16 protein-coding genes are annotated in these 18,775 nt (G+C 69.4%); 7 read left to right on the forward strand and 9 right to left on the reverse strand.

What is annotated here, in order from left to right:
- Nucleotides 1–244: 244 nt before the first annotated feature.
- A complete protein-coding gene (locus tag AB0M65_RS31865; RefSeq protein ID WP_364035920.1) occupies nucleotides 245–1,183 on the reverse strand; it encodes a DMT family transporter in 939 nt (312 codons plus the stop codon).
- A gap of 101 nt (nucleotides 1,184–1,284) precedes the next feature.
- On the opposite strand from AB0M65_RS31865, the gene AB0M65_RS31870 reads away from it, so the two are divergent.
- Together AB0M65_RS31870 and AB0M65_RS31875 are read left to right on the forward strand one after the other, a co-directional pair.
- On the forward strand, nucleotides 1,285–2,184 hold the full coding sequence (locus AB0M65_RS31870; protein WP_364035923.1) for a LysR family transcriptional regulator: 900 nt from the start codon (nucleotides 1,285–1,287) through the stop codon (nucleotides 2,182–2,184).
- Between the two features lie 48 nt (nucleotides 2,185–2,232).
- Nucleotides 2,233–2,379, forward strand: coding sequence for a hypothetical protein (locus tag AB0M65_RS31875; protein ID WP_364035926.1), 147 nt, complete (start codon nucleotides 2,233–2,235; stop codon nucleotides 2,377–2,379).
- On the opposite strand, the gene AB0M65_RS31880 is transcribed toward AB0M65_RS31875, so the two are convergent.
- The 7 genes from AB0M65_RS31880 to AB0M65_RS31910 all read right to left on the reverse strand — a co-directional run bounded on the left by AB0M65_RS31880 (nucleotide 2,376) and on the right by AB0M65_RS31910 (nucleotide 9,504).
- Entirely contained in the window at nucleotides 2,376–3,473 is a 1,098-nt protein-coding gene (locus AB0M65_RS31880; protein ID WP_364035929.1) for a serine/threonine-protein kinase, read from the reverse strand. The genes AB0M65_RS31875 and AB0M65_RS31880 overlap by 4 nt on opposite strands.
- A gap of 12 nt (nucleotides 3,474–3,485) precedes the next feature.
- Nucleotides 3,486–5,108, reverse strand: a complete 1,623-nt coding sequence (locus AB0M65_RS31885) for a protein kinase (protein WP_364035932.1) — start codon at nucleotides 5,106–5,108, stop codon at nucleotides 3,486–3,488.
- A 217-nt stretch (nucleotides 5,109–5,325) separates the two neighbouring features.
- Nucleotides 5,326–6,174 carry a hypothetical protein gene (locus AB0M65_RS31890; RefSeq protein WP_364035935.1) on the reverse strand — a complete coding sequence of 283 codons (849 nt, stop codon included), beginning with the start codon at nucleotides 6,172–6,174 and terminating at the stop codon, nucleotides 5,326–5,328.
- Nucleotides 6,175–6,429: 255 nt separating this feature from the next.
- Complete coding sequence (locus tag AB0M65_RS31895) at nucleotides 6,430–7,407, reverse strand: hypothetical protein (RefSeq protein WP_364035938.1); 978 nt, start codon at nucleotides 7,405–7,407, stop codon at nucleotides 6,430–6,432.
- Between the two features lie 615 nt (nucleotides 7,408–8,022).
- Nucleotides 8,023–8,328: a hypothetical protein gene (locus AB0M65_RS31900; RefSeq protein ID WP_364035941.1), complete on the reverse strand. Its 306-nt coding sequence runs from the start codon at nucleotides 8,326–8,328 to the stop codon at nucleotides 8,023–8,025.
- Nucleotides 8,329–8,632: 304 nt separating this feature from the next.
- Nucleotides 8,633–8,917, reverse strand: coding sequence for a chorismate mutase (locus AB0M65_RS31905; RefSeq protein WP_364035944.1), 285 nt, complete (start codon nucleotides 8,915–8,917; stop codon nucleotides 8,633–8,635).
- A 167-nt stretch (nucleotides 8,918–9,084) separates the two neighbouring features.
- Nucleotides 9,085–9,504, reverse strand: a complete 420-nt coding sequence (locus tag AB0M65_RS31910; protein WP_364035947.1) for a DUF1707 domain-containing protein — start codon at nucleotides 9,502–9,504, stop codon at nucleotides 9,085–9,087.
- 90 nt (nucleotides 9,505–9,594) lie between these two features.
- Between AB0M65_RS31910 and pcrA the strand changes: the two genes are divergently transcribed.
- A complete protein-coding gene (gene pcrA, locus AB0M65_RS31915) occupies nucleotides 9,595–12,009 on the forward strand; it encodes a DNA helicase PcrA (protein ID WP_364035950.1) in 2,415 nt (804 codons plus the stop codon).
- Between the two features lie 776 nt (nucleotides 12,010–12,785).
- Here the strand turns inward: pcrA and AB0M65_RS31920 are convergent.
- Nucleotides 12,786–13,604, reverse strand: a complete 819-nt coding sequence (locus AB0M65_RS31920; RefSeq protein WP_364035953.1) for a M23 family metallopeptidase — start codon at nucleotides 13,602–13,604, stop codon at nucleotides 12,786–12,788.
- Nucleotides 13,605–14,287: 683 nt separating this feature from the next.
- Between AB0M65_RS31920 and AB0M65_RS31925 the strand changes: the two genes are divergently transcribed.
- The 4 genes from AB0M65_RS31925 (at nucleotide 14,288) to sucD (ending at nucleotide 18,697) form a co-directional block, all read left to right on the forward strand.
- Nucleotides 14,288–16,153 (forward strand): hypothetical protein, encoded by a 1,866-nt coding sequence (locus tag AB0M65_RS31925; protein WP_364035956.1) that lies wholly within the window; start codon nucleotides 14,288–14,290, stop codon nucleotides 16,151–16,153.
- Nucleotides 16,150–16,521: a hypothetical protein gene (locus AB0M65_RS31930; protein ID WP_364035959.1), complete on the forward strand. Its 372-nt coding sequence runs from the start codon at nucleotides 16,150–16,152 to the stop codon at nucleotides 16,519–16,521. Before AB0M65_RS31925 ends, AB0M65_RS31930 begins: the two co-directional genes overlap by 4 nt.
- Before the next feature lie 117 nt (nucleotides 16,522–16,638).
- A complete protein-coding gene (gene sucC, locus AB0M65_RS31935; protein ID WP_364035962.1) occupies nucleotides 16,639–17,808 on the forward strand; it encodes an ADP-forming succinate--CoA ligase subunit beta in 1,170 nt (389 codons plus the stop codon).
- Nucleotide 17,809: 1 nt separating this feature from the next.
- Entirely contained in the window at nucleotides 17,810–18,697 is an 888-nt protein-coding gene (sucD, locus tag AB0M65_RS31940; protein ID WP_364035965.1) for a succinate--CoA ligase subunit alpha, read from the forward strand.
- Nucleotides 18,698–18,775 lie beyond the last annotated feature (78 nt).

The raw sequence follows: 18,775 nt of genomic DNA on the forward strand, positions 1-18,775 counted from the left end.
TGGAAGAAGGATGTCTTGGTGTCGCGTTTGGCACTCAGCCGCTCCTGCCCGGTCGCGATCAGAAAGCGGCACGGCCCGGCCACGCGATCCGGCGGGGTGAGCCCCCAGACCCCTCCGGATCGCGATTAGCCCGCTAAAGGCGCTCCGCCGGTCCTGGGAGGTGCCGGTCGGCTGGGGACCGGAGGGAGCGCGTTTAGCCCGCTAAACGCACGTCAAGCGGGCCGCCACAGCGGGGTCGTCGCGGTCACGGCGCCTCCCCGGCGGTGGCGAGCGGGCGCTCCACCACGGGGGCGGTAGCAAAGGTCCCCCGCTCCCTCGGGCGGAGGCGGGTCAGCGCGACACCGCCCAGCACGACCACCATCCCGGCGATCACCCGGATGCTCAGCGGTTCGTGCAGGAACACCGCCCCCAGCAGCACCGAGACCACCGGCAGCAGGTACCCGACGATCGACGCCGCGACGGCGCCTTCGCTCGCGAGGAGCTGGTAGTTCAGCGCGAACGCGATCCCGGTCGACCCGATGCCCAGGATCACGATCGCGACGATCGCGCCGGTGCTCAGGTGCACGGGCTCGAATCCGCCCATCGGCAGGGCCAGCACCAGGAATCCGGTCGCGAGCAGCATCTGCCCGCCGGCGAGCGCCATCGGCGAGTCGCCGGTGCCGGTCAGGTACTTGCCTTCGTAGACGAACGCGAACCCGTAGCTCGCGGCCGCCGCGAGGCAGGCCAGCGCGCCCCAGCTGAGCAGGCCGGACGCCTCCCACGGCGCGAAGATCAGCAGGATCCCGGCGAGTCCGACGACGAGCCCGGCGACCCGGAGCGCGGTCATCTTCGTCCGCGCGCCCAGCATCGGCGCGGCGAGCAGCACCCACAGCGGCGTCGTCGAGTTCAGCACGCCGGTGATCCCGGAGTCGACGGTCAGCTCACCCCAGGCGAACAGCAGGAACGGCAGCGCGTTGTGGAAGAACGCCGCGACGGCGAGGTGACCCCACACCCGCCGGTTCGACGGCAGCCTGTCCCGCCCCAGATAACACAGGCCGATCAGCACGGCCGCCCCGAGCGCCACCCGTGCCAGCACGAGCTGCACCGGCGTGAACGCGTCCAGCCCGATCTTGATCCAGAAAAAACTCGATCCCCACATGAGCGCCAGCGCGCCGATCCGCAGCAGGGTCTTGGTCTCGCCCACCCCAGTCCTCCTTCGTGCCTGGCTCAGCTTCGCCGCGCCGACGCGTAAGGACAAGCGAAAAATACTGCAGGAAGCGTTAAGGAGAACTGTAAGATCGGACCATGCTGGACGTCCGCCGCATGCAAGTCCTCCGAGCCGTGATCAGTAGCGGCTCGATCACCGCCGCCGCCCGGAACCTGGGCTACACACCCTCCGCGATCAGCCAGCAATTGTCCACTCTGGAACGCGAAGCGGGCGTCGAACTGCTGGAGCGCGTCGGACGCGGAGTACGGCCGACACCGGCCGGGTCGCTGCTGTCCGAACACGCGGAAACGCTCAGTGGTCAGCTCGCCAAGGCCGAAGCCGCGCTCACCGAACTCAAGGAAGGCCGCACCGGCAGGCTCGCGATCCGGTACTTCGCGACGGCCGGCGCGTCGCTCGTCCCGCTGGCCGTCGCGGCGCTGCGCCGTGACTTCCCGGGTGTCCGCCTCGACCTGAAGCTGGTCGAGCCCGAGGACTCGATGCCCGAGATCGAGTCGGGCGGGGCCGATGTCGCGATGATCGTCCTCCCGACGGCCATCCCCCGGATCAAGGGCGTCGAGTACGTCCATCTCCTCGACGACCCGTACCGCGCGATCCTGCCGAAGAACCACCGGCTCGCCCGCAAACGCGTGCTCGACCTCGGCGAGCTCGCGGAGGATCCCTGGGTCGGCGTCGACGGTCTCCCCGGCGCCTGCCGCGACATCCTCCTCGACGCCTGCGGCGCGGCCGGTTTCTCCCCGAACCACGTCGTCGAATCCGAGGATTACCAGACGGCGCAAGGGTTCGTGGCCGCCGGGCTCGGGGTCGCGCTGATCCCGGAACTCGGCCTCGGCACCCCGCACCCCGGTGTCGCCATCCGCAAGGTCCGCCGCCCCGATCCGGTGCGGTCCATCCACGCGGCCGTCGCCGCGCACGCCAGGGACCACCCCGCGGTCCTGCGGTTCCTCAGCGCGATCCGCGAAGCGATGCAAGCAGCCTGACAGCCCCGTGCGCCTGAAGGGCTGCGCGGGCTCTCCCACCTGATCTTCATGGCCGCGCTGGTCTTCGAGCCGGGGGAGACCCTCGGAACATCTCGTGATGTTCACCGAGACACCACGGTGACCTGGCAGTCGGGCCACAGCCCATTCCTCAGCCGTCCCGAAGAACTCGTCGAGCTGATTCTCGAACGGCTCTAGATCAGGAAAAGCTCCGCGAACAGCACACCGATGAGGATCGCCGCCACGACGGCCCCGGCGGTGATCAGCCACTTCCGCGTATCGGCCGATTTCGCCGCGGCCGACGCCGAAGGCACTGGGGGCGCACTGTGCGCGACAGGAGCCGGCGCGTACTGCTGCTGAGGCGGCGGCACGAACTGCTGCGGCGGAGGCTGATACTGGGGTTGTGGCTGGTGCTGCGGTTGCGGCTGGTGCTGGGGGAACTGCGGAACAGGGGCCTGCGGGTTCTGCGTCGGGATCGGCATCGAAGCCGGAACCGTCGGCATCGCGGGCGCGGTCGGCGGGATGAACGCCGTCTGCCGCCCCTCGGTGATCGCGCCCAGCGAGCGGACCGTGTCCGCCATCGTCGGCCGCGAATCCGGCTCGGCCCGCAGCATCTTGCGCAGCGCGCCCGCCAGCGGACCGGCGGTCTGCGGCGGCCGCTCTGACGACTCGCCGTCCTCGCCGAACGGCGGCACACCCTCGACGGCGGTGTACAGCGTCGCGCCAAGCGAGAACACGTCGGACGCCGAAGTCGCCGGTTCACCCCGCGCCACCTCGGGTGCGCGATACGCCGGATTCGCCCCGCCACCGGTGATGCCGATGTCGGTGAGCTTCACGCCGCCGTCGTCGGCCAGCAGGACCGTGCCCGGCTCGACGGTCCGGTGCACCACCCCGGCATCGTGCATCGCGGCCAGCGCGCGTCCGAGCATGATGCCCAGCGTGGCCGCCTGCTCCGCGGTCAGCCTGCCGTGCTCGGCGAGGAACGTCGCCATCCCGCGTGACGGGATGTACTCCATCACCAGCCAGACGTCCGGCCCCTCCGGCAGCACGTCGTACACCTTGATCGCGGTGGCGTGCTCGAACTTGGCCGCGGTCTTGCCCTCTTGGACGACGACCGCCTTGGCCTGCTCCGCCCGGTCCGGCGGCAGGCCGACGGGCAGGTACATCCGCTTCATCGCGACCGTGCGGAGCAGCCGCGTGTCGAACGCCAGCCACACGATGCCCGCCCGGCCACGCCCGATGGGCTGGTCGAGGCGGTAGCGGCCGCCGACGATGGAACCTTCAGAACTCAATGCTGCCTCGGATCACGTTCCGGCTGGAGTCGGGGTCGTTGTCGGGCTCTGTGGGCTGCTCGGAGGCGGGTCGTCCGAGGAAGTCGGCGGCTTCGGCGTCGACTTCGGGGTCGACTTCGGCGTGGTCGGCGGGTCCGGCTCCTGCGTAGCACTCGCCTTGGTCGAGGACTTCCTCGACGAAGGCGTCTCCTTCGGCGGCGCGGACGATTCCGTCCCCTGGGGCGTGTCCGTCGTCTCCGGTGCCGACGACGTCGCCGACGGGGTCGGCTTCGTCGACGAGTTCCCGACCTGCGCGGGCGTTTCCGGGTTGTTCGGGCTGAACAGCCAGATACCCAGCGCCGCCAGCGCGACGACCACGACACCGCCGATGAGCGCGGGCTTCTTCCACGCGCCCGGCTTCTCGTCGTCCTCGTCCGCGGGACTGGTCTGCGCCCTGGCAGGAGGCGGCGGGGGAGGCGGGGCGTCGTCGTAGTCGTCGTCGTACTGATCGTCGTAGCCGCCACCGGGCACCGGGACGGCGCGCGTGGGCGCCGGTCCGCCGGGGTGGCCGCGCTCGGAAAGCAGCGCCGTCTCGTCGTAGTTGTCGTACCCGTCGTAGTCGTCTTCCGGGTACCGCGACGCGGGCGGCTGGTGGTATTCGTCTTCGTCGTAGTACGAACCCGCTGCCGCCTGCTCGTCGAGCAGCGAGCCCGAATGCCCGGCGGCTTCGCTGTCGAGGGCCTGCGTGACGCCCGCGCCGGCCACACCGCCGGCGAGCAGGCCGGCGGCCGGGGAAAGCAGGGTCTCGTCCGCGGGGCCGCCCAGCGGCGTCTCACCGCGTGCGACGGCGGCGAGGAGTTCTTCGCACTCTTCGGAGGTCGGCCGGTGCCGGATCTCCGGATGCAGCAGCACGGCCAGGACGCTCGCGAGCGGGCCGGACTGGCGCGGCGGGATGATCTGCCCGGCCGCGACCGCGTGCAGCAGGCTCAGCGTGTTCTCGCTGAGGCCGAACGGCGGCTGGCCTTCACAGGCCGCGTAGAGCGTCGAGCCGAGCGAGAAGACGTCGGACTCCGGTCCCGGGTCGCCGCCGATGGCCACTTCGGGTGCCAGGTAGGCGGGTGTCCCGGCGATCATCCCGGTCTTGGTGACCGTGACGTCGTCCTTCGCCCGCGAGATGCCGAAGTCGGTGATCTTCACCGTGCCGTTGGGCGCCAGCAGGATGTTGCCGGGCTTGATGTCCCGGTGCACGATGCCGACCGCGTGCGCCTCGGACAACGCCGCCGCGACCTGGGCGCCGATCCTGGCCACCTCCGTCGGCGGCAGGGTCCCCTCCTCCTGCAGCACCTGGGCGAGGCTGGTGGAGTTCAGGTACTCCATGATCAGGCAGGGCTGGCCGTTGTCGTCGGTGACGACGTCGAACACCGAGATGGCGTTCGGGTGATGCAGCCGGGCGGCGATCCGCCCCTCACGCATCGTGCGCTGGCGCGCGTCCTCGGCGTCGTGAGCTTCCAGGCCCGGCTGCAGCAGCAACTGCTTGATCGCCACCGTGCGGCCGAGTACTTCGTCGTGCGCTTGCCAGACGGCACCCATCGCGCCCGTGCCGATCCGCCCGGCGATGCGATATCGACCGGCGACCAGGCGACCCTCGTCGCTCACGCGACCTCCTTTGGGGCTCCGTCTTCACGCCGCGGAGTCGTCCGCGCACGCGGTGCGGCTTTCAGCACGCCACAGCCTTGGAGCGTATGCACATGTAGTGGTCAGTGTGCCGGTTTTCCGAGACCGACCCGTGACAAGGCTAGGTGCTCACTCTGCGCACACACACGCGGTACGGTCTGATTGCCCTGGGTACGGGCGTTTTCACGCGGGGTGTTCGTCACATGTGCTGAGCGGACAGTAGCCGGGCGTCGGTGATCAGGCCGGTCGTCGCGTCCGCGAATTCCAGCACCTGCGTGACCCGGAGCAGGCCGCCGTCGGGATCGCGCATGGTCACCACGGCGAGGATCGTGCCGTTGGCCTGTTCCCGGATGTCCTGGATCTGGATGGCGTCCATGGAGGTCCACGCCTGGATCAGCCTGCCCGCTTCGGAATCGGCCAGCATCGGCGTGAGCAGCGACATCGCGCCGTAAGGATCGGCGTCGACGGTCCGGTAGAACTTCCGGACCGCGTCGATCTTGTCCTCGGCCGTGCTGACCGCGGCCGGTTTGCCGGGGGCCTTCGAGCTGGTGCTGCTGGAGGACGAACTCTGGTGCTGGACCGAGCCCGAGCCGGTGCCCGAGGACGGCTGGGCCGTCGTGCTGGCGCTCGCCGGGGCAGGCGGCTCCCGCTTCTGCTGCGACTCGGCGGCGTCCGGGACGGCGAGCCCGCCGAGCGCGGCGGCTCCGCTCATCACCTCGGGCGCGGCGGCTCCCGGCACCGGGTGCTGCCGCTGGGCGCCCGCGAGCACGCCCGCGGTGACGACGGCGCCGGCCACCAGGAGTCCGGCGGTGACGAGACCCGCCAGCTTGGCCCGCCGGGCACCACGGCTCTCGGGCTCTTCTTCTTCCGGTGTGGGCCGCGTCGACGGCTCTTCGCGAGTGCGGGCCGGGACGAACTTCTGCGGCTCGCGGAAGACCTGTTCGAGATACTCGCGGTCGACGCGAGTGTCGTTCAAGATCTCTTCCGGGATGACGTCCTCGACACGAACGGCGTCCTGCTCACGCCGTATGCGCTGTCGATCAAGCACGAATTTCCTCGCTCTGGTCCGGGCAAGGCGCTGGGCCGTTCGGCCGGCGCCACTGGTCCGCGCGGCCGTCTTATGGACGATGCGGACCCTGCAGTCGTCAGGAAACCCTGTGCGGACGGTCCACGGCCAGGCTCAGTCGCCGGAATGCCGTCGCGATACGACGAGCGGCAGCTTATGTCACCCACCCGGAGCAGGGGCAACCGCTTGCCGCATCGCACGTGCGTCAGAACGGGACCCTTGTCCGTGCGCGAATACCTACATGCCGTCGTCGACGATCTTGTCGTCGTCACCGAAGGTCAGCGTCCGCTGTTCCATCGTCTTGGTCCCGTCTTTGTGGGTGACCTCGACGGTGTTGACCGTGACGCCCCGGCGCTGGTCGATGCTGACCTTCTTGACCTCGAAATAGGCGACATCGGCATAGCGCTCCCGGAGACCCTGCGCGCCTTCTTCGTGCAGGCCGCCCGAGGTCACCGTGGAGGCCTCGTGCGGGTTCGTCGTGACGGTGTTGAGGAAGAGCTCGGTGTTGTCGCCCATCGCCTCCGCGTCCGGCTGCGACGCGTACCAAGGGGACGAGGTGGTGGTGCGGTCCGCGGGCATGACCGGCGGTTTCCGCGGCCGTTCGCTCGACGGCGTACCGGCCCGACCGGTCGTGTCCGGTCCGCCGGAGTCCGGCCGAGAACCGCCGCCGCTGCTGGTGGCGTCGTCCTCGGCGGAGGTGCCGGAGCCGGCCGGACCGCGGTCGTCCTGGGAGGCGGAGCCGCTCTCGGAACCGGACGGATTGCCCGCGGCGCCACCCTGCGGCCGGCTCGTCGGGTTGCCGTTGCCGGCGAGGCCTTCGTTGGTCAGCGGGCTACCGCCGCGGTACCCGGGCCAGCCGCCCTGGCTCTGCTGTTCGGTGGCGGGCTTGCCGACCAGGAACGAACCGGCGAAGAGCAGGCCGACGACGACGAGCGCGGACGCGGCCGCGGCGAACCAGGCGGCTTTGCGCCAGGTCTTGGGCGGCGTCACCGAAGCGGGCACGGAACCGAGGTCGAAGGTGCTCAGGCCGTCCACCGGCGGGGCCAGATAGACGCGGATGTCGTCGTCGGTGGTCTCCACCGGCGCGGGACGGCGAGGGGCGGGCGCGGTCAGCGTCACCTTCGTACGCCGCGCGGCCTTCTCTCGCCGTTCTTCGGCGGTGGCGGGCCGGGCGGCTTCGGTGAACGAGACCTCGACGCGAGCCTGGCGTTCCACGGGTACCTCGCGAGCGGGCTGAGGGAGCGGCAGGCTGCCGCTCGATGGGGCGTAGCCGGGGCTCGGCGCCCTCCTGTTCCGCGGTGGCGGCAGGGGAAGGGAACCGGTGGAGGGCGGGGCGAACTCGCTGTGCGCGTGATGCCCGTGCCCGGTGGGGCGTTGCCGTGCCGGTGGCACGGATGGGGTCCAGCTCTCGGTGCCGCCCACCCGGTGGCGGCCCGCTTGCGCGGTGCCGTTCCGTGCGGTTCGTCCCTGGTGTTCCGCCCAGCCGTTCATGGTCCAGCGACCCCCTCGTGGGCCGCCCCTGACGGCGATGTGACACCGGTTAAGCCGAACGGAGCAGTGGTTTCACGGGATCCCTCGCGAGCAGACACCCGGGCACTCTCGCGAGCAAATGCACGCGCATGCGACTGTGGACGCGCGGGGCCACTGCCCCCACGCGTCGTTCGGGCATCGCCCGACCCAGACGCAAGGGTCTTCACGGGACACACAGTAAAAGCTCGGCACCCCGGAAGTCTTCACCCACTCTGCAACTTGCAGATGTTTCACTCGGTCGGGCGCGGCCGAACGGGCTCCGGTGACGTTACGCGGTGCTATACCCGCACGTTGAGCCGTTCAGCCGCCGCTGCGGTACTTCTGCTGGGTCGACTGCAAGGCTTTCGTGGCCGTGATCCCGCTACCCGCTGCAAGCAAAATGGCGATGATGTCGAGTGGCGTTCCCCCACTCGTGAGCAACCACGCGAAGAACGACGCCGCGGTGGTACCCGCCGCGATCGGCCAGCGCGTTTTGACGTACTGGGCGATGGGCGTGCCACCCGCGCGCTTACTCGCCGCGTTGTTCAACATGGCGAGGTAACCGAGATGGCCCAATGTCGCGAGGACACCGGCGATCGCGATCACGACGGCGATGAGGTTAATCATGTGTCCAGTTTGCCTGGTGCCGGGCCGTCGTGGCTCGGGGAACACCCTGAGTTTCGCCTCACTGCACGCAATCGTGACGCGGAAGAGAGCAAGGGACCTTTGCTATCGCTTCGGCCCGCTCGGCTGCGCAAGTACATGAAGGACCCCTTCCCTGCGCCAGGCGCACGGAACTCGGCCTTCATCGCCACGCGGCAGCGATGCGAAGGAGGTCGTGAGTGGTTAGTGGCGCCTTCGGCGGAAACCGGCCCGGCCCGCCCCCAACCAGCACACCCCGCTCGCCACCCCCGCTCACCAGCGACCCGCCTCAGCGGCCGAGCCTGCCCCGGCCCAGGTTCAGCAGCACCATCGCCAGCTGCCGTCCCTCCGGCCCGAGTTCGCGGTAGCGCGCCAGCACGTCCATCTCGCGGTTGTAGACGATCTTGGTGCCACCCGCTGCCATCCTGGCGGCGCCGATCGTCTTCGAAACCTCGACGCGGCGTTTCACCAGCCGCAGGATCTCCCCGTCGAGCCAGTCGATCTCCTTGCGGAGTTCATCGATCTCCTCGGCCGACGCGGCGGGTTCTTCGGCGTCCTGCTTCTGCGTGGTCATCGGGACCTCTCTTCGGTGCGGATTCCCCAGGCCCCCGGAACGACGAAAGCCCCGGGTCCGTGGACTCCGGGGCTTCGTGTGATGGCGTTTCGGGCACTACGCGATCACGGGAGCCGGAGTCCGGATCCCGTAGAAAAATCGGAACGTGTGGTGCCGCACGCCGAGCATTATGCCACAGCGACGCCGTCACCCCGCCGGATGCCGCGCCGCGCGCCGCGGACGCGTGCGTGCACGAGCACGCTCATGGCCAGCCAGAACATCGGCATCGCCGGCCAGAAGAACGGTACATCCGAAACCGTCCAGCGGACGATCAGCAGCACCGAAAGCATGACGGCGACCGCGATGTGGATCCGGACCGCGCGGTGCCCGAAGGAGACCGGGCGCCGCGCGGGCCCGGGTTTCGGGAGATCGGAGGTGAGCGCGGAGAGTTCGTCCGTGTATTTGGTGGAATACACAGTGTTAAGCCGTTCTTCTACTTCTTCGAGAGTGAGACGGCCTTCGCCGCCGGCGGCTTGGATGAGCGAAGCGACGCGCTCCCGGTCGGCGTCGGCGGCCCTGAGCCGGGAGGGAATTCCGTTGGTGTCCATGACATCCGATCCTCCGCCGCGAACACCCCCCGCGCGTCGGACGGCAGGCGACAACGCCGCCTACGCCCGGCGCTGTAGCGTGGACCGGCGATGAACACCCTCTTCGATCTCCCCACGGACGGCCCGGCCAAGTCCCGGCACGCGGACCTGCTCGACGACTTGAACCCGGCACAGCGCGAGGCCGTGACCCACGCGGGCTCGCCGCTGCTGGTCGTCGCGGGCGCGGGTTCCGGCAAGACCCGGGTGCTGACCCGGCGCATCGCGTACCTGCTGGCCGAGCGGGACGTGCATCCCGGCCAGATCATCGCGATCACCTTCACCAACAAGGCGGCCGCGGAGATGCGGGAGCGGGTAAGCGACCTGGTCGGCCGCCGCGCGAACGCCATGTGGGTGTCGACGTTCCACTCCATGTGCGTGCGGATCCTGCGCCGTGAGGCCAAAACGCTGGAGATGTCGTCGAGTTTCTCCATCTACGACTCGGACGACACGAAGCGGCTCATCACGCTCGTCGCCCGCGATCTCGACATCGACCCGAAGAAGTACGCGGCGCGCACGCTGGCCGTGCACATCTCGAACCTCAAGAACGAACTCGTCGGCCCGGAAACGGCGGTCGCCGACGCGGGCAACGACCTGGAACGCCGGGTCGCCGAGGTCTACGTCGAGTACCAGCGACGGCTGAACCAGGCCAACGCGTTCGACTTCGACGACCTCATCATGCGGACGGTCGAACTCCTGCAGACCTTCCCGGACGTCGCCGAGTACTACCGGCGGCGGTTTCGGCACGTGCTGGTCGACGAGTACCAGGACACGAACCACGCGCAGTACACCCTGGTCCGCGAACTGGTCGGCACCGAGGAGAACGAGGCCGGGCTCGAACCGGCCGAACTGTGCGTCGTGGGTGACGCGGATCAGTCGATCTACGCTTTCCGCGGGGCGACCATCCGCAACATCGAGGAATTCGAACGCGACTTCCCGAGTGCGCGGACAGTGCTGCTGGAACAGAACTACCGGTCCACGCAAACCATCCTTTCGGCGGCGAACGCGGTCATCGCGCGTAACCCCAACAGGCGCGCGAAGCGGCTGTGGACCGATTCCGGCGACGGCGAGAAGATCGTCGGCTACGTCGCGGACAACGAGCACGACGAAGCGGCGTTCGTCGCGGGCGAGATCGACGCGCTGGCGGACAAGGGCGAAGCGGACTACTCCGACGTCGCGGTCTTCTACCGCACCAACAACCAGTCGCGGGTCTTCGAAGAGATCTTCATCCGCCTCGGCCTGCCCTACAAGGTCGTCGGCGGCGTGCGATTCTACGAGCGGCGCGAGGTCCGCGACATGCTCGCGTACCTGAGGGTGCTGGCGAACCCGGAGGACACGGTCAGCCTGCGTCGCGTCCTCAACGTCCCCAAACGCGGCATCGGTGATCGTGCCGAAGCGGTCATCGCGACCTTCGCCGAGCGGGAGCGCATCTCTTTCGCTCAGGCGCTTCGCGGCGCTGTCAACGGCGAGGTGCCGCTGCTGAACCCGCGTTCCGCCAAGGCGATCACCGGTTTCGTCGAGCTGATGGACGAACTCGGCGAGGTCGTCGAGAGCGGCGCCGAGGTCGCCGACGTCCTCGAAGCGGTCCTCGAACGCACGGGTTACCGCGCCGAACTCGAAGAATCGGACGACCCGCAGGACGCGTCACGGGTCGAGAACCTGACCGAACTCGTCACCGTCGCGCGGGAGTTCACCGAATTCACCGCCGAGGTCGCCGGTCCCGACGGCGAACTCCCCGAAATCGATGCCGTCGATCCTGGCGTGCCGGAGCCGGGTTCGCTGCCCGCGTTCCTGGAGCGTGTCTCGCTGGTCGCGGACGCGGACTCGATCCCCGCGGCTGACGGCGGCGATGACGGCGAAGGACACGACGCGGGCGTGGTCACGCTGATGACCGTGCACACCGCGAAGGGCCTCGAGTACCCCGTCGTCTTCTGTACAGGCTGGGAAGACGGGATCTTCCCGCATATGCGTGCGCTCGGTGACCCGACCGAGCTGGCCGAAGAGCGACGGCTCGCCTACGTCGCGATCACGCGGGCCAGGAAGCGGCTGTACGTCTCCCGTTCGATGGTGCGCTCCGCCTGGGGTCAGCCGCAGATGAACCCGGCATCACGGTTCCTCGACGAGCTTCCCGCCGAGCTGGTCGACTGGCGCAGGCTCGCGCCGTCGTCGTCCTCCGGCGGATTCGGTTCCTCCGGCGGATCCCCGCGTGCGGCGACGACCTGGGGCGGCCGTGGCGGCGGCTCCTCGTCGTCGAGTTCGTCCGGCACCAGCCCGTTCGGCAAGGGCTGGAAGGACACCGTCGCGCTCAAACTCGACATCGGCGACAGGGTGAGTCACGACAAGTACGGCCTCGGGACCGTCATCGCCTGCGACGGCGCCGGGCCGAGGGCCACCGCGACGATCGACTTCGGCGCGGCCGGCAAGGTTCGGCTGATGCTCATCGGCAGCGTCCCGATGGTCAAACTGTAGCTCTGACCTGCGGATTCGTCCGCGCTTCCATAAACTGTCGGACCCTTCCCGTATACCTGTCCCATCGAACACGAGTTCGATGCGCTGGGGTACACTTGGCAAGCCGGTGTGCTCCGTTCAGGGGGAGGGGGCACACGGTGTGGACGGGATCTTGTTTGGAGTTCTCGCGGGTGGGGTACTCGATTACCTGCGGGGTGTTCAAGAAGGGGCGGGGCCGGATCGGGGTCCGGAACCGCCGGAAGTGCTCAGGCTGGCCGCGGCCTGGCGCGCGTTACTGCGGATGCACGAACCGGACGGGGCCGGAAGGTGCGTCGTCTGCGGGCACGCGCGGCGATGGCTGTTTTGGCCGTGGTCAGCCGGGTACTCCACTGAGTTTCCGAAAGCAGGGTTCCCGGAGACAGGGCTTGCGAAGGTCCGAGGTGGACCGCTCGCCGGATGGTGGCCGATCAGACGGCGCCCGGCAGGGCTCTGCACGGTCTGGCAGGTCGCCGTGGGGTACTTCGTCCGGAAGCTGCCCCATGATGCTCCATGACAGCGCTGGGCGCCCACAACGACAACCCGTGAGTCACCGGGTGGTGAATGTCCAGGCAGCGCTTGAGCCGGTAGATCTGCGACGCGGCACTGTTCCCTTATCGGGCGGCGCGGAGATCCTGAAGGCGCGTCAGAGCGGTATCGTCCGGCGCGCCACCGCATTGAGCGGATTCGTCGGTGTTGCCGGTGAAGGTGTTGCCGGTGAAGAAAGTGTTGCCAGCGAAGAAAGTGCCGCCGGTGAAGGGTCAGCCGACGTTCACGCCACGGGCGGCGAGCCACGGGCGCGGGTCGATCTTCTTCGAGCCGTTCTGCCACACCTCGAAATGCAGGTGCGGGCCGGTGCTCTGGCCGCGGTTGCCGACCTCGGCGATCTCCTCGCCGCATTTGACCTTCTGGCCTTCGCGGACGGAGAACGAGTTCATGTGGCCGTAGACGTGGACCGTGCCGTCGGAGAGCTGGACCTTGACCCAGAGGCCGAAACCGCTGGCCGGGCCCGCCTCGATGACGGTGCCGTCGGAGGCCGCGACGATCGGCGTGCCGATCGGGGCCGCGAGGTCGATGCCGAGGTGGCTCGTGCCCCACCGGGCGCCGAAGCCCGAGGTGAAGGTGCCCTTGGCGGGCAGGCAGGTCTTGGGGCGCTTGGCCTCTTCTTCGGCCTTGCGGGCCGCGTCGGCCTCACGCTTCACACGGGCCTGGGTGATGCTGTTGTTTTCCGAGAGCTTCTGGGCCTCGGCGGAAGCGTTCGTCGACTGGCTGGTCGGCAGCAGTTCCGGCGCGCCACCGGCGGCTCCGCCACCCAGTGCGAACGAGGCGCTCGCGTCCTGGGCGCTGGCCAACGGGGTGACAGCGGCATCGGAGGATTCCGAAACGGACTTCAGGGTCTGCCCGGCGGCGGCGGCCGCGAAGGCGCCGGCGGCAACGGCTGCGACTACGACACGGCCACGAAGGGCCGAGGACGGGGGCGACAGGCGGTGCGAGCCCCGGACGCGGACGACCGCACCATCCAGTGCGTTCTCGAGCGCCGGGGAAGGAGCTTGGCCGCCGGGGGAGCGGTGTGAAGCCAAGACGGGGCCTTCCGTGTTCGGGGAGTCGGATCAAGAGCCCGGGCGGGGGAACCCGGTGAACGACCTCGGGGGTGGTTCGTTCGGTGCTCTCATTCGTGATCTGACTGTAATGGGGACGCGGGAACAGTAACGAAGCGGCACCCCGAACAGCAAGATATGACCGCGTCCTCGGCCGATCGGGCGACAGCGATCTGGCCGTTGTCCAGTGAAGATTACCCAAAGTTAGAGGAGGTTTACTCGTAACCTTGTGATTTGCGTTACAAGATCATGCGGCCATTCGGGGGTACCGGAGGCCACGGAAGGAGGCAAACCAGGGAAATATCCGGTTGCCCGGAGGCGTTGAAGGTGGCTTACCCGCATTCCGCTTCGAGTAGTGGCTCGTGGGGCTGACAGGGCTCTCGAAGGCTGGCGGCGCCTGGCGGGGCGGAGCCTGGCGGGCCGGCGGGGACTGGCCTGGTGGGCTGGATTGTCGGTCTGGTGGGGACTGGACTGTCGGACTGGACTGTCGGACTGGACTGGCGGGCTGGACTGTCGGACTGGCGGGGCTTGGCCCGGTGGACTGGCGGGCTGGACTGGCGGGGACTGGCCTGGCGGGCTGGCGAGGGAATGACAGCGGCCTGAAGTGGCCTGTCGCGCCCCTGCTGCCGGGCCCGTGCGGACCTGGCTTGCTAGCGTCGCCGTCGATGACTTCGCGCTCACGGCACCCCGGCGAGGACTCCGCAGCATCTTCAGCACTCGCGGAATCCGCCGGTCAGGCCGCCCTTGGGACCGCGTCCGAGCTTCTCCCGAACGAACCGGGTTCCCGCCCGCGAGCGCTCCTGCTGTCGGCGGGGCTGATGTCGGCCGGTGCGGTCGCGCTGGCCGCCGGCGGGCTGCTGCCCGTGGTCCGGGATGGTTCGCCCGGCTTCACCGCCTGGCCACAGCTGGTCGTGCTGGCCTTGGCGCCCGCGGTGGTCGTGCTCTACGCGGTGGCCGTCCGGCGCCCGGGGCTCGCGGCTGGGCTGGTGCTGGGGCTGACCGCGCTCGCCCCTGGGCGGTTGCTGGTGGACCTGCAGTTGCTCGCCGACGGCTCCCTGGCCACCCGTCCGGAACTGTTCCTCGCCGATCGGCTGCTCACCCTGCCCCCGGCGGGGCCGGGACTCTGGCTGCTGGTGGCGGGCCACCTGCTCACCCTCGCCGCCGGGGCGTTCGCCGCCGGGACCGCTCGCGACGAAGCGGAACTGGCGGGTGCGCTCGACGGCAAGCGCCGCTGGCGGCTGCTCGCGCCCCTGTTCGGTGTGGTCGGCGGGATCGGCCTGCTGCTGGCGCCGCTCGGTTCGGGCAACGCCTACCTGCTGGCGAAGAACGCCTTCGAAGGGCCGACGGTCGCGATGGCCGGGTATCTGCTGCTGGCGGCCTTGTTCCCGCTGACCGTGCTGGTGGCGGTGAGTTCGCCTTCGGCGGGGGTCGGCAAGGGCGGCTTCGCCGGCGCGGCGCTGGCGGTGCTCGCGGTCGGCGTGCCGCCGGTGGTGGCGGGGCTGGTCGTGGACCGGCTGTCGGTCGCGCCGGGTTCGGTGATGGTGACCGTCGCGGGCCTGGTGCTGCTCGGGCTGGCCTTCACCAGGTTCGACGTCGCGGACGCCGGGGAAGAGGTGAACGGCGATCGCGCCGGAGAGGCCAGACTGCCCGGGTTGTCCTGGTGGCGGTTGGCCACCGGCGGGCCGGCGCTGCTCGCGGCCGCGGCCGCCGTGGCGGGTGTGCTGGCCCCGGTCTTGAAAGCCAACGGCGCGACGCCCGTGCCCGAGACCCCCGCGCGCTGGTTGCTGCTCGGTGCCGCCGCGGTGCTCGCCGTGCCCGCGCTGTTCGTCTTCGTGCCGCGGCTCTCGGCGTTCGCCAGGGGAGTCGTCGCGGTCACCTGGGTGGGTGTCGTGCTCGCGGGCGCGGGCGTGCTGAGCGCGGCCCTGTCCGTGACCGAGGACAAGACGGTGGACCCCGCGCTGTTCGGCGTCACCCTTCCGGTGCCGTTGCCGGACGAGGTCGGCTACTCGACGGGTCCGGGCGTCGTCTGGACGTTCATCGCGCTCGCGCTGGCCGCGGTGGCGGGACTCGCCGCCGTGATCACCGGAGTTGTGGAGCGCGACGTCGACGCCGACAACGCCGACACCGCGGGGATGGATGGGCGGCGAGCGAACGGGAACGTGCTGACCCCGGTGGTCGCGGCGGCCGCGCTGGCGATCGCCGCGTTCGGCACGCCGGTGTTCACCGCGCCCGGCTACACCGCTCCCGGCCTGTGGTCGGACTTCGGCGCGGCGTCGTGGGGCCTGCTCAGCGCGCTCGCGGTCGTGCTCGGCTTGTACGCGCTCGTCGTGCGCTCGCGTCCGATCGCCGCCGCGTCCGCACTGGCCGGGGCGGCGCTGGTACTCGGCCTGCGCGCCGCGGAACTGCCGCTCGTCGGCTCGGAGTACGAAGGTTCGTCGGCGGGGATCGGGTTTTGGCTCGCGCTGGCCGCCGCCGCTGTCTCCCTCGTCGCGGCCGGGATGGCCATCGCGGGTTCGCGGCGGCCCGGATGACCCGGCGTCTCCTGCGCGTCGTGCTCGCCGAGTTCGCCACTGAAGACACGTCAGACACGCCGGCGATCGTGCTCGGCAGGTTGCTGCGTGACGACGGCGTCGAAGTCGTCTACGCCGGACGTCTCGACACCACCGAACAACTGGTCCGGACGGTCGAACAGGAAGATCCGGACATCCTCGGTGTCGTGCGGGGCGAGAGCGCCGGACCGGAGGGGCTCGCCGAGGCGCTTCCGGAGGTCCTTCTCTTCGCGGTCGGTAACGGCCCGGGCCGGTTCGAAAACGCCTTCGAAACCGTGGAAGAGGCGGCGAACTGGGTCTCCGGTGTGCGGTCTCACACCGTGGAAACACCGTCTGACCGCGTACGGTGACCGACTTCACCAGATGCGGAGTCCCCTGCTTCTGCGCAGGTCGCTAACCTCGACTGGTCCGACAGCGCGGTCCGGCAACGGACCACCACAGTGGCGTGTCGTCAGGAGACTGGAGTAGTGGACCTCTACGAATACCAGGCGAGGGATCTCTTCGCCGCCCACGGAGTACCGGTTCTGCCGGGTGCCGTGGCAAACACCCCCGAAGAAGCCAAGGCCACCGCCGAGAAGATCGGCAACCAGGTCGTCGTCAAGGCACAGGTCAAGGTCGGCGGCCGCGGCAAGGCCGGCGGCGTCAAGCTGGCTCAGACGCCGGACGAGGCCGCGGAAAAGGCCGAGGCGATCCTCGGTCTCGACATCAAGGGTCACATCACGCGTCGCGTGCTGGTGGCCGAAGCCTCGGACATCGCCGAGGAGTACTACTTCTCCTTCCTGCTGGACCGTGCGAACCGCACCTTCCTCGCGATGGCTTCGGCCGAAGGTGGCGTGGAGATCGAACAGCTGGCCGTCGAGCGCCCCGAAGCGCTCGCGAAGATCCCGGTCGACGCGATCACCGGTGTCGACAAGGCGAAGGCCGTCGAGATCCTGACCGCGGGCAAGTTCCCCGCGAACGTGGTCGACGAGGCAGCCGACGTCGTCGTGAAGCTCTGGGAGACCTTCGTCTCCGAGGACGCGACGCTGGTCGAGGTCAACCCGCTGGTCCGTGACCCGCAGGACAAGATCATCGCCCTCGACGGCAAGGTCACCCTCGACGAGAACGCCTCGTTCCGTCAGCCGGGCCACGAGGCCCTGGTCGACAAGGACGCGGAGAACCCGCTCGAGGCCAAGGCCAAGGCCAAGGACCTCAACTACGTCAAGCTCGACGGCGAGGTCGGCATCATCGGCAACGGCGCGGGCCTCGTGATGTCCACTTTGGACGTCGTGGCGTACGCGGGTGAGAAGCACGGCGGCGTCAAGCCCGCCAACTTCCTCGACATCGGCGGCGGCGCTTCGGCCGAGGTCATGGCGGCCGGTCTGGACGTCATCCTCAACGACACCGACGTGAAGAGCGTGTTCGTCAACGTCTTCGGCGGCATCACCGCTTGCGACGCGGTCGCGAACGGCATCGTCGAGGCGCTGAAGATCCTGGGCGACGAGGCCACCAAGCCGCTCGTCGTGCGGCTCGACGGCAACAACGTCGTCGAGGGCCGTCAGATCCTGGCCGACGCGAACCACCCGCTCGTGACCGTGGTGGACACAATGGACAACGCGGCCGACAAGGCCGCCGAGCTCGCCGCGGCAGGTGCGTGAGATGTCGATCTTCATCAACGAGAACAGCAAGATCATCGTCCAGGGGCTCACCGGCTCCGAGGGCATGAAGCACGCGACCAAGATGCTGAAGTCCGGCACGAACATCGTGGGTGGCGTCAACGCCCGCAAGGCGGGCCAGACGGTCACCATCGAGGACAAGGACCTCACCGTGTTCGGCACGGTCGAGGAGGCCATCAAGGAGACCGGCGCCGACGTGTCGGTCATCTTCGTGCCGCCGAAGTTCGCCAAGGACGCGGTCATCGAGGCGATCGACGCCGAGATCCCGCTCGCCGTGGTGATCACCGAGGGCATTCCGGTGCACGACTCGGCCTACTTCTGGGCGCACGCGGTCGCGAAGGGCAACAAGACCCGCATCATCGGGCCGAACTGCCCCGGCGTGATCAGCCCCGGCAAGTCGAACGCGGGCATCATCCCGGCCGACATCACCGGTGCCGGCCCGATCGGCCTCGTGTCGAAGTCCGGCACGCTGACGTACCAGATGATGTACGAGCTGCGTGACATCGGTTTCTCGACCGGTGTCGGTATCGGCGGCGACCCAATCATCGGGACCACGCACATCGACGCGCTCGAGGCCTTCGAAGCCGACCCCGAGACCAAGGTCATCGTGATGATCGGTGAGATCGGTGGCGACGCGGAAGAGCGCGCGGCGGCTTACATCAAGGACAACGTGACGAAGCCGGTCGTCGGTTACGTCGCGGGCTTCACCGCGCCCGAGGGCAAGACCATGGGCCACGCCGGCGCCATCGTCTCCGGCTCCTCCGGCACGGCGGCCGCGAAGAAGGAGGCCCTCGAGGCCGCCGGCGTCAAGGTCGGGAAGACCCCGAGCGAGACCGCCGTCCTGGCGCGCGAGCTGTACAACAGCCTCTGACCTTTCCGGAGACTGAAGCTTTCCCCGGCGGGGGGCGCGGGGCCCGCCGCCCCGCCCCCCCCCCGCCCGCACCCCCGC

The organism is Amycolatopsis sp. NPDC051071 (assembly GCF_040682875.1).
Taxonomy (GTDB): Bacteria; Actinomycetota; Actinomycetes; order Mycobacteriales; family Pseudonocardiaceae; genus Amycolatopsis.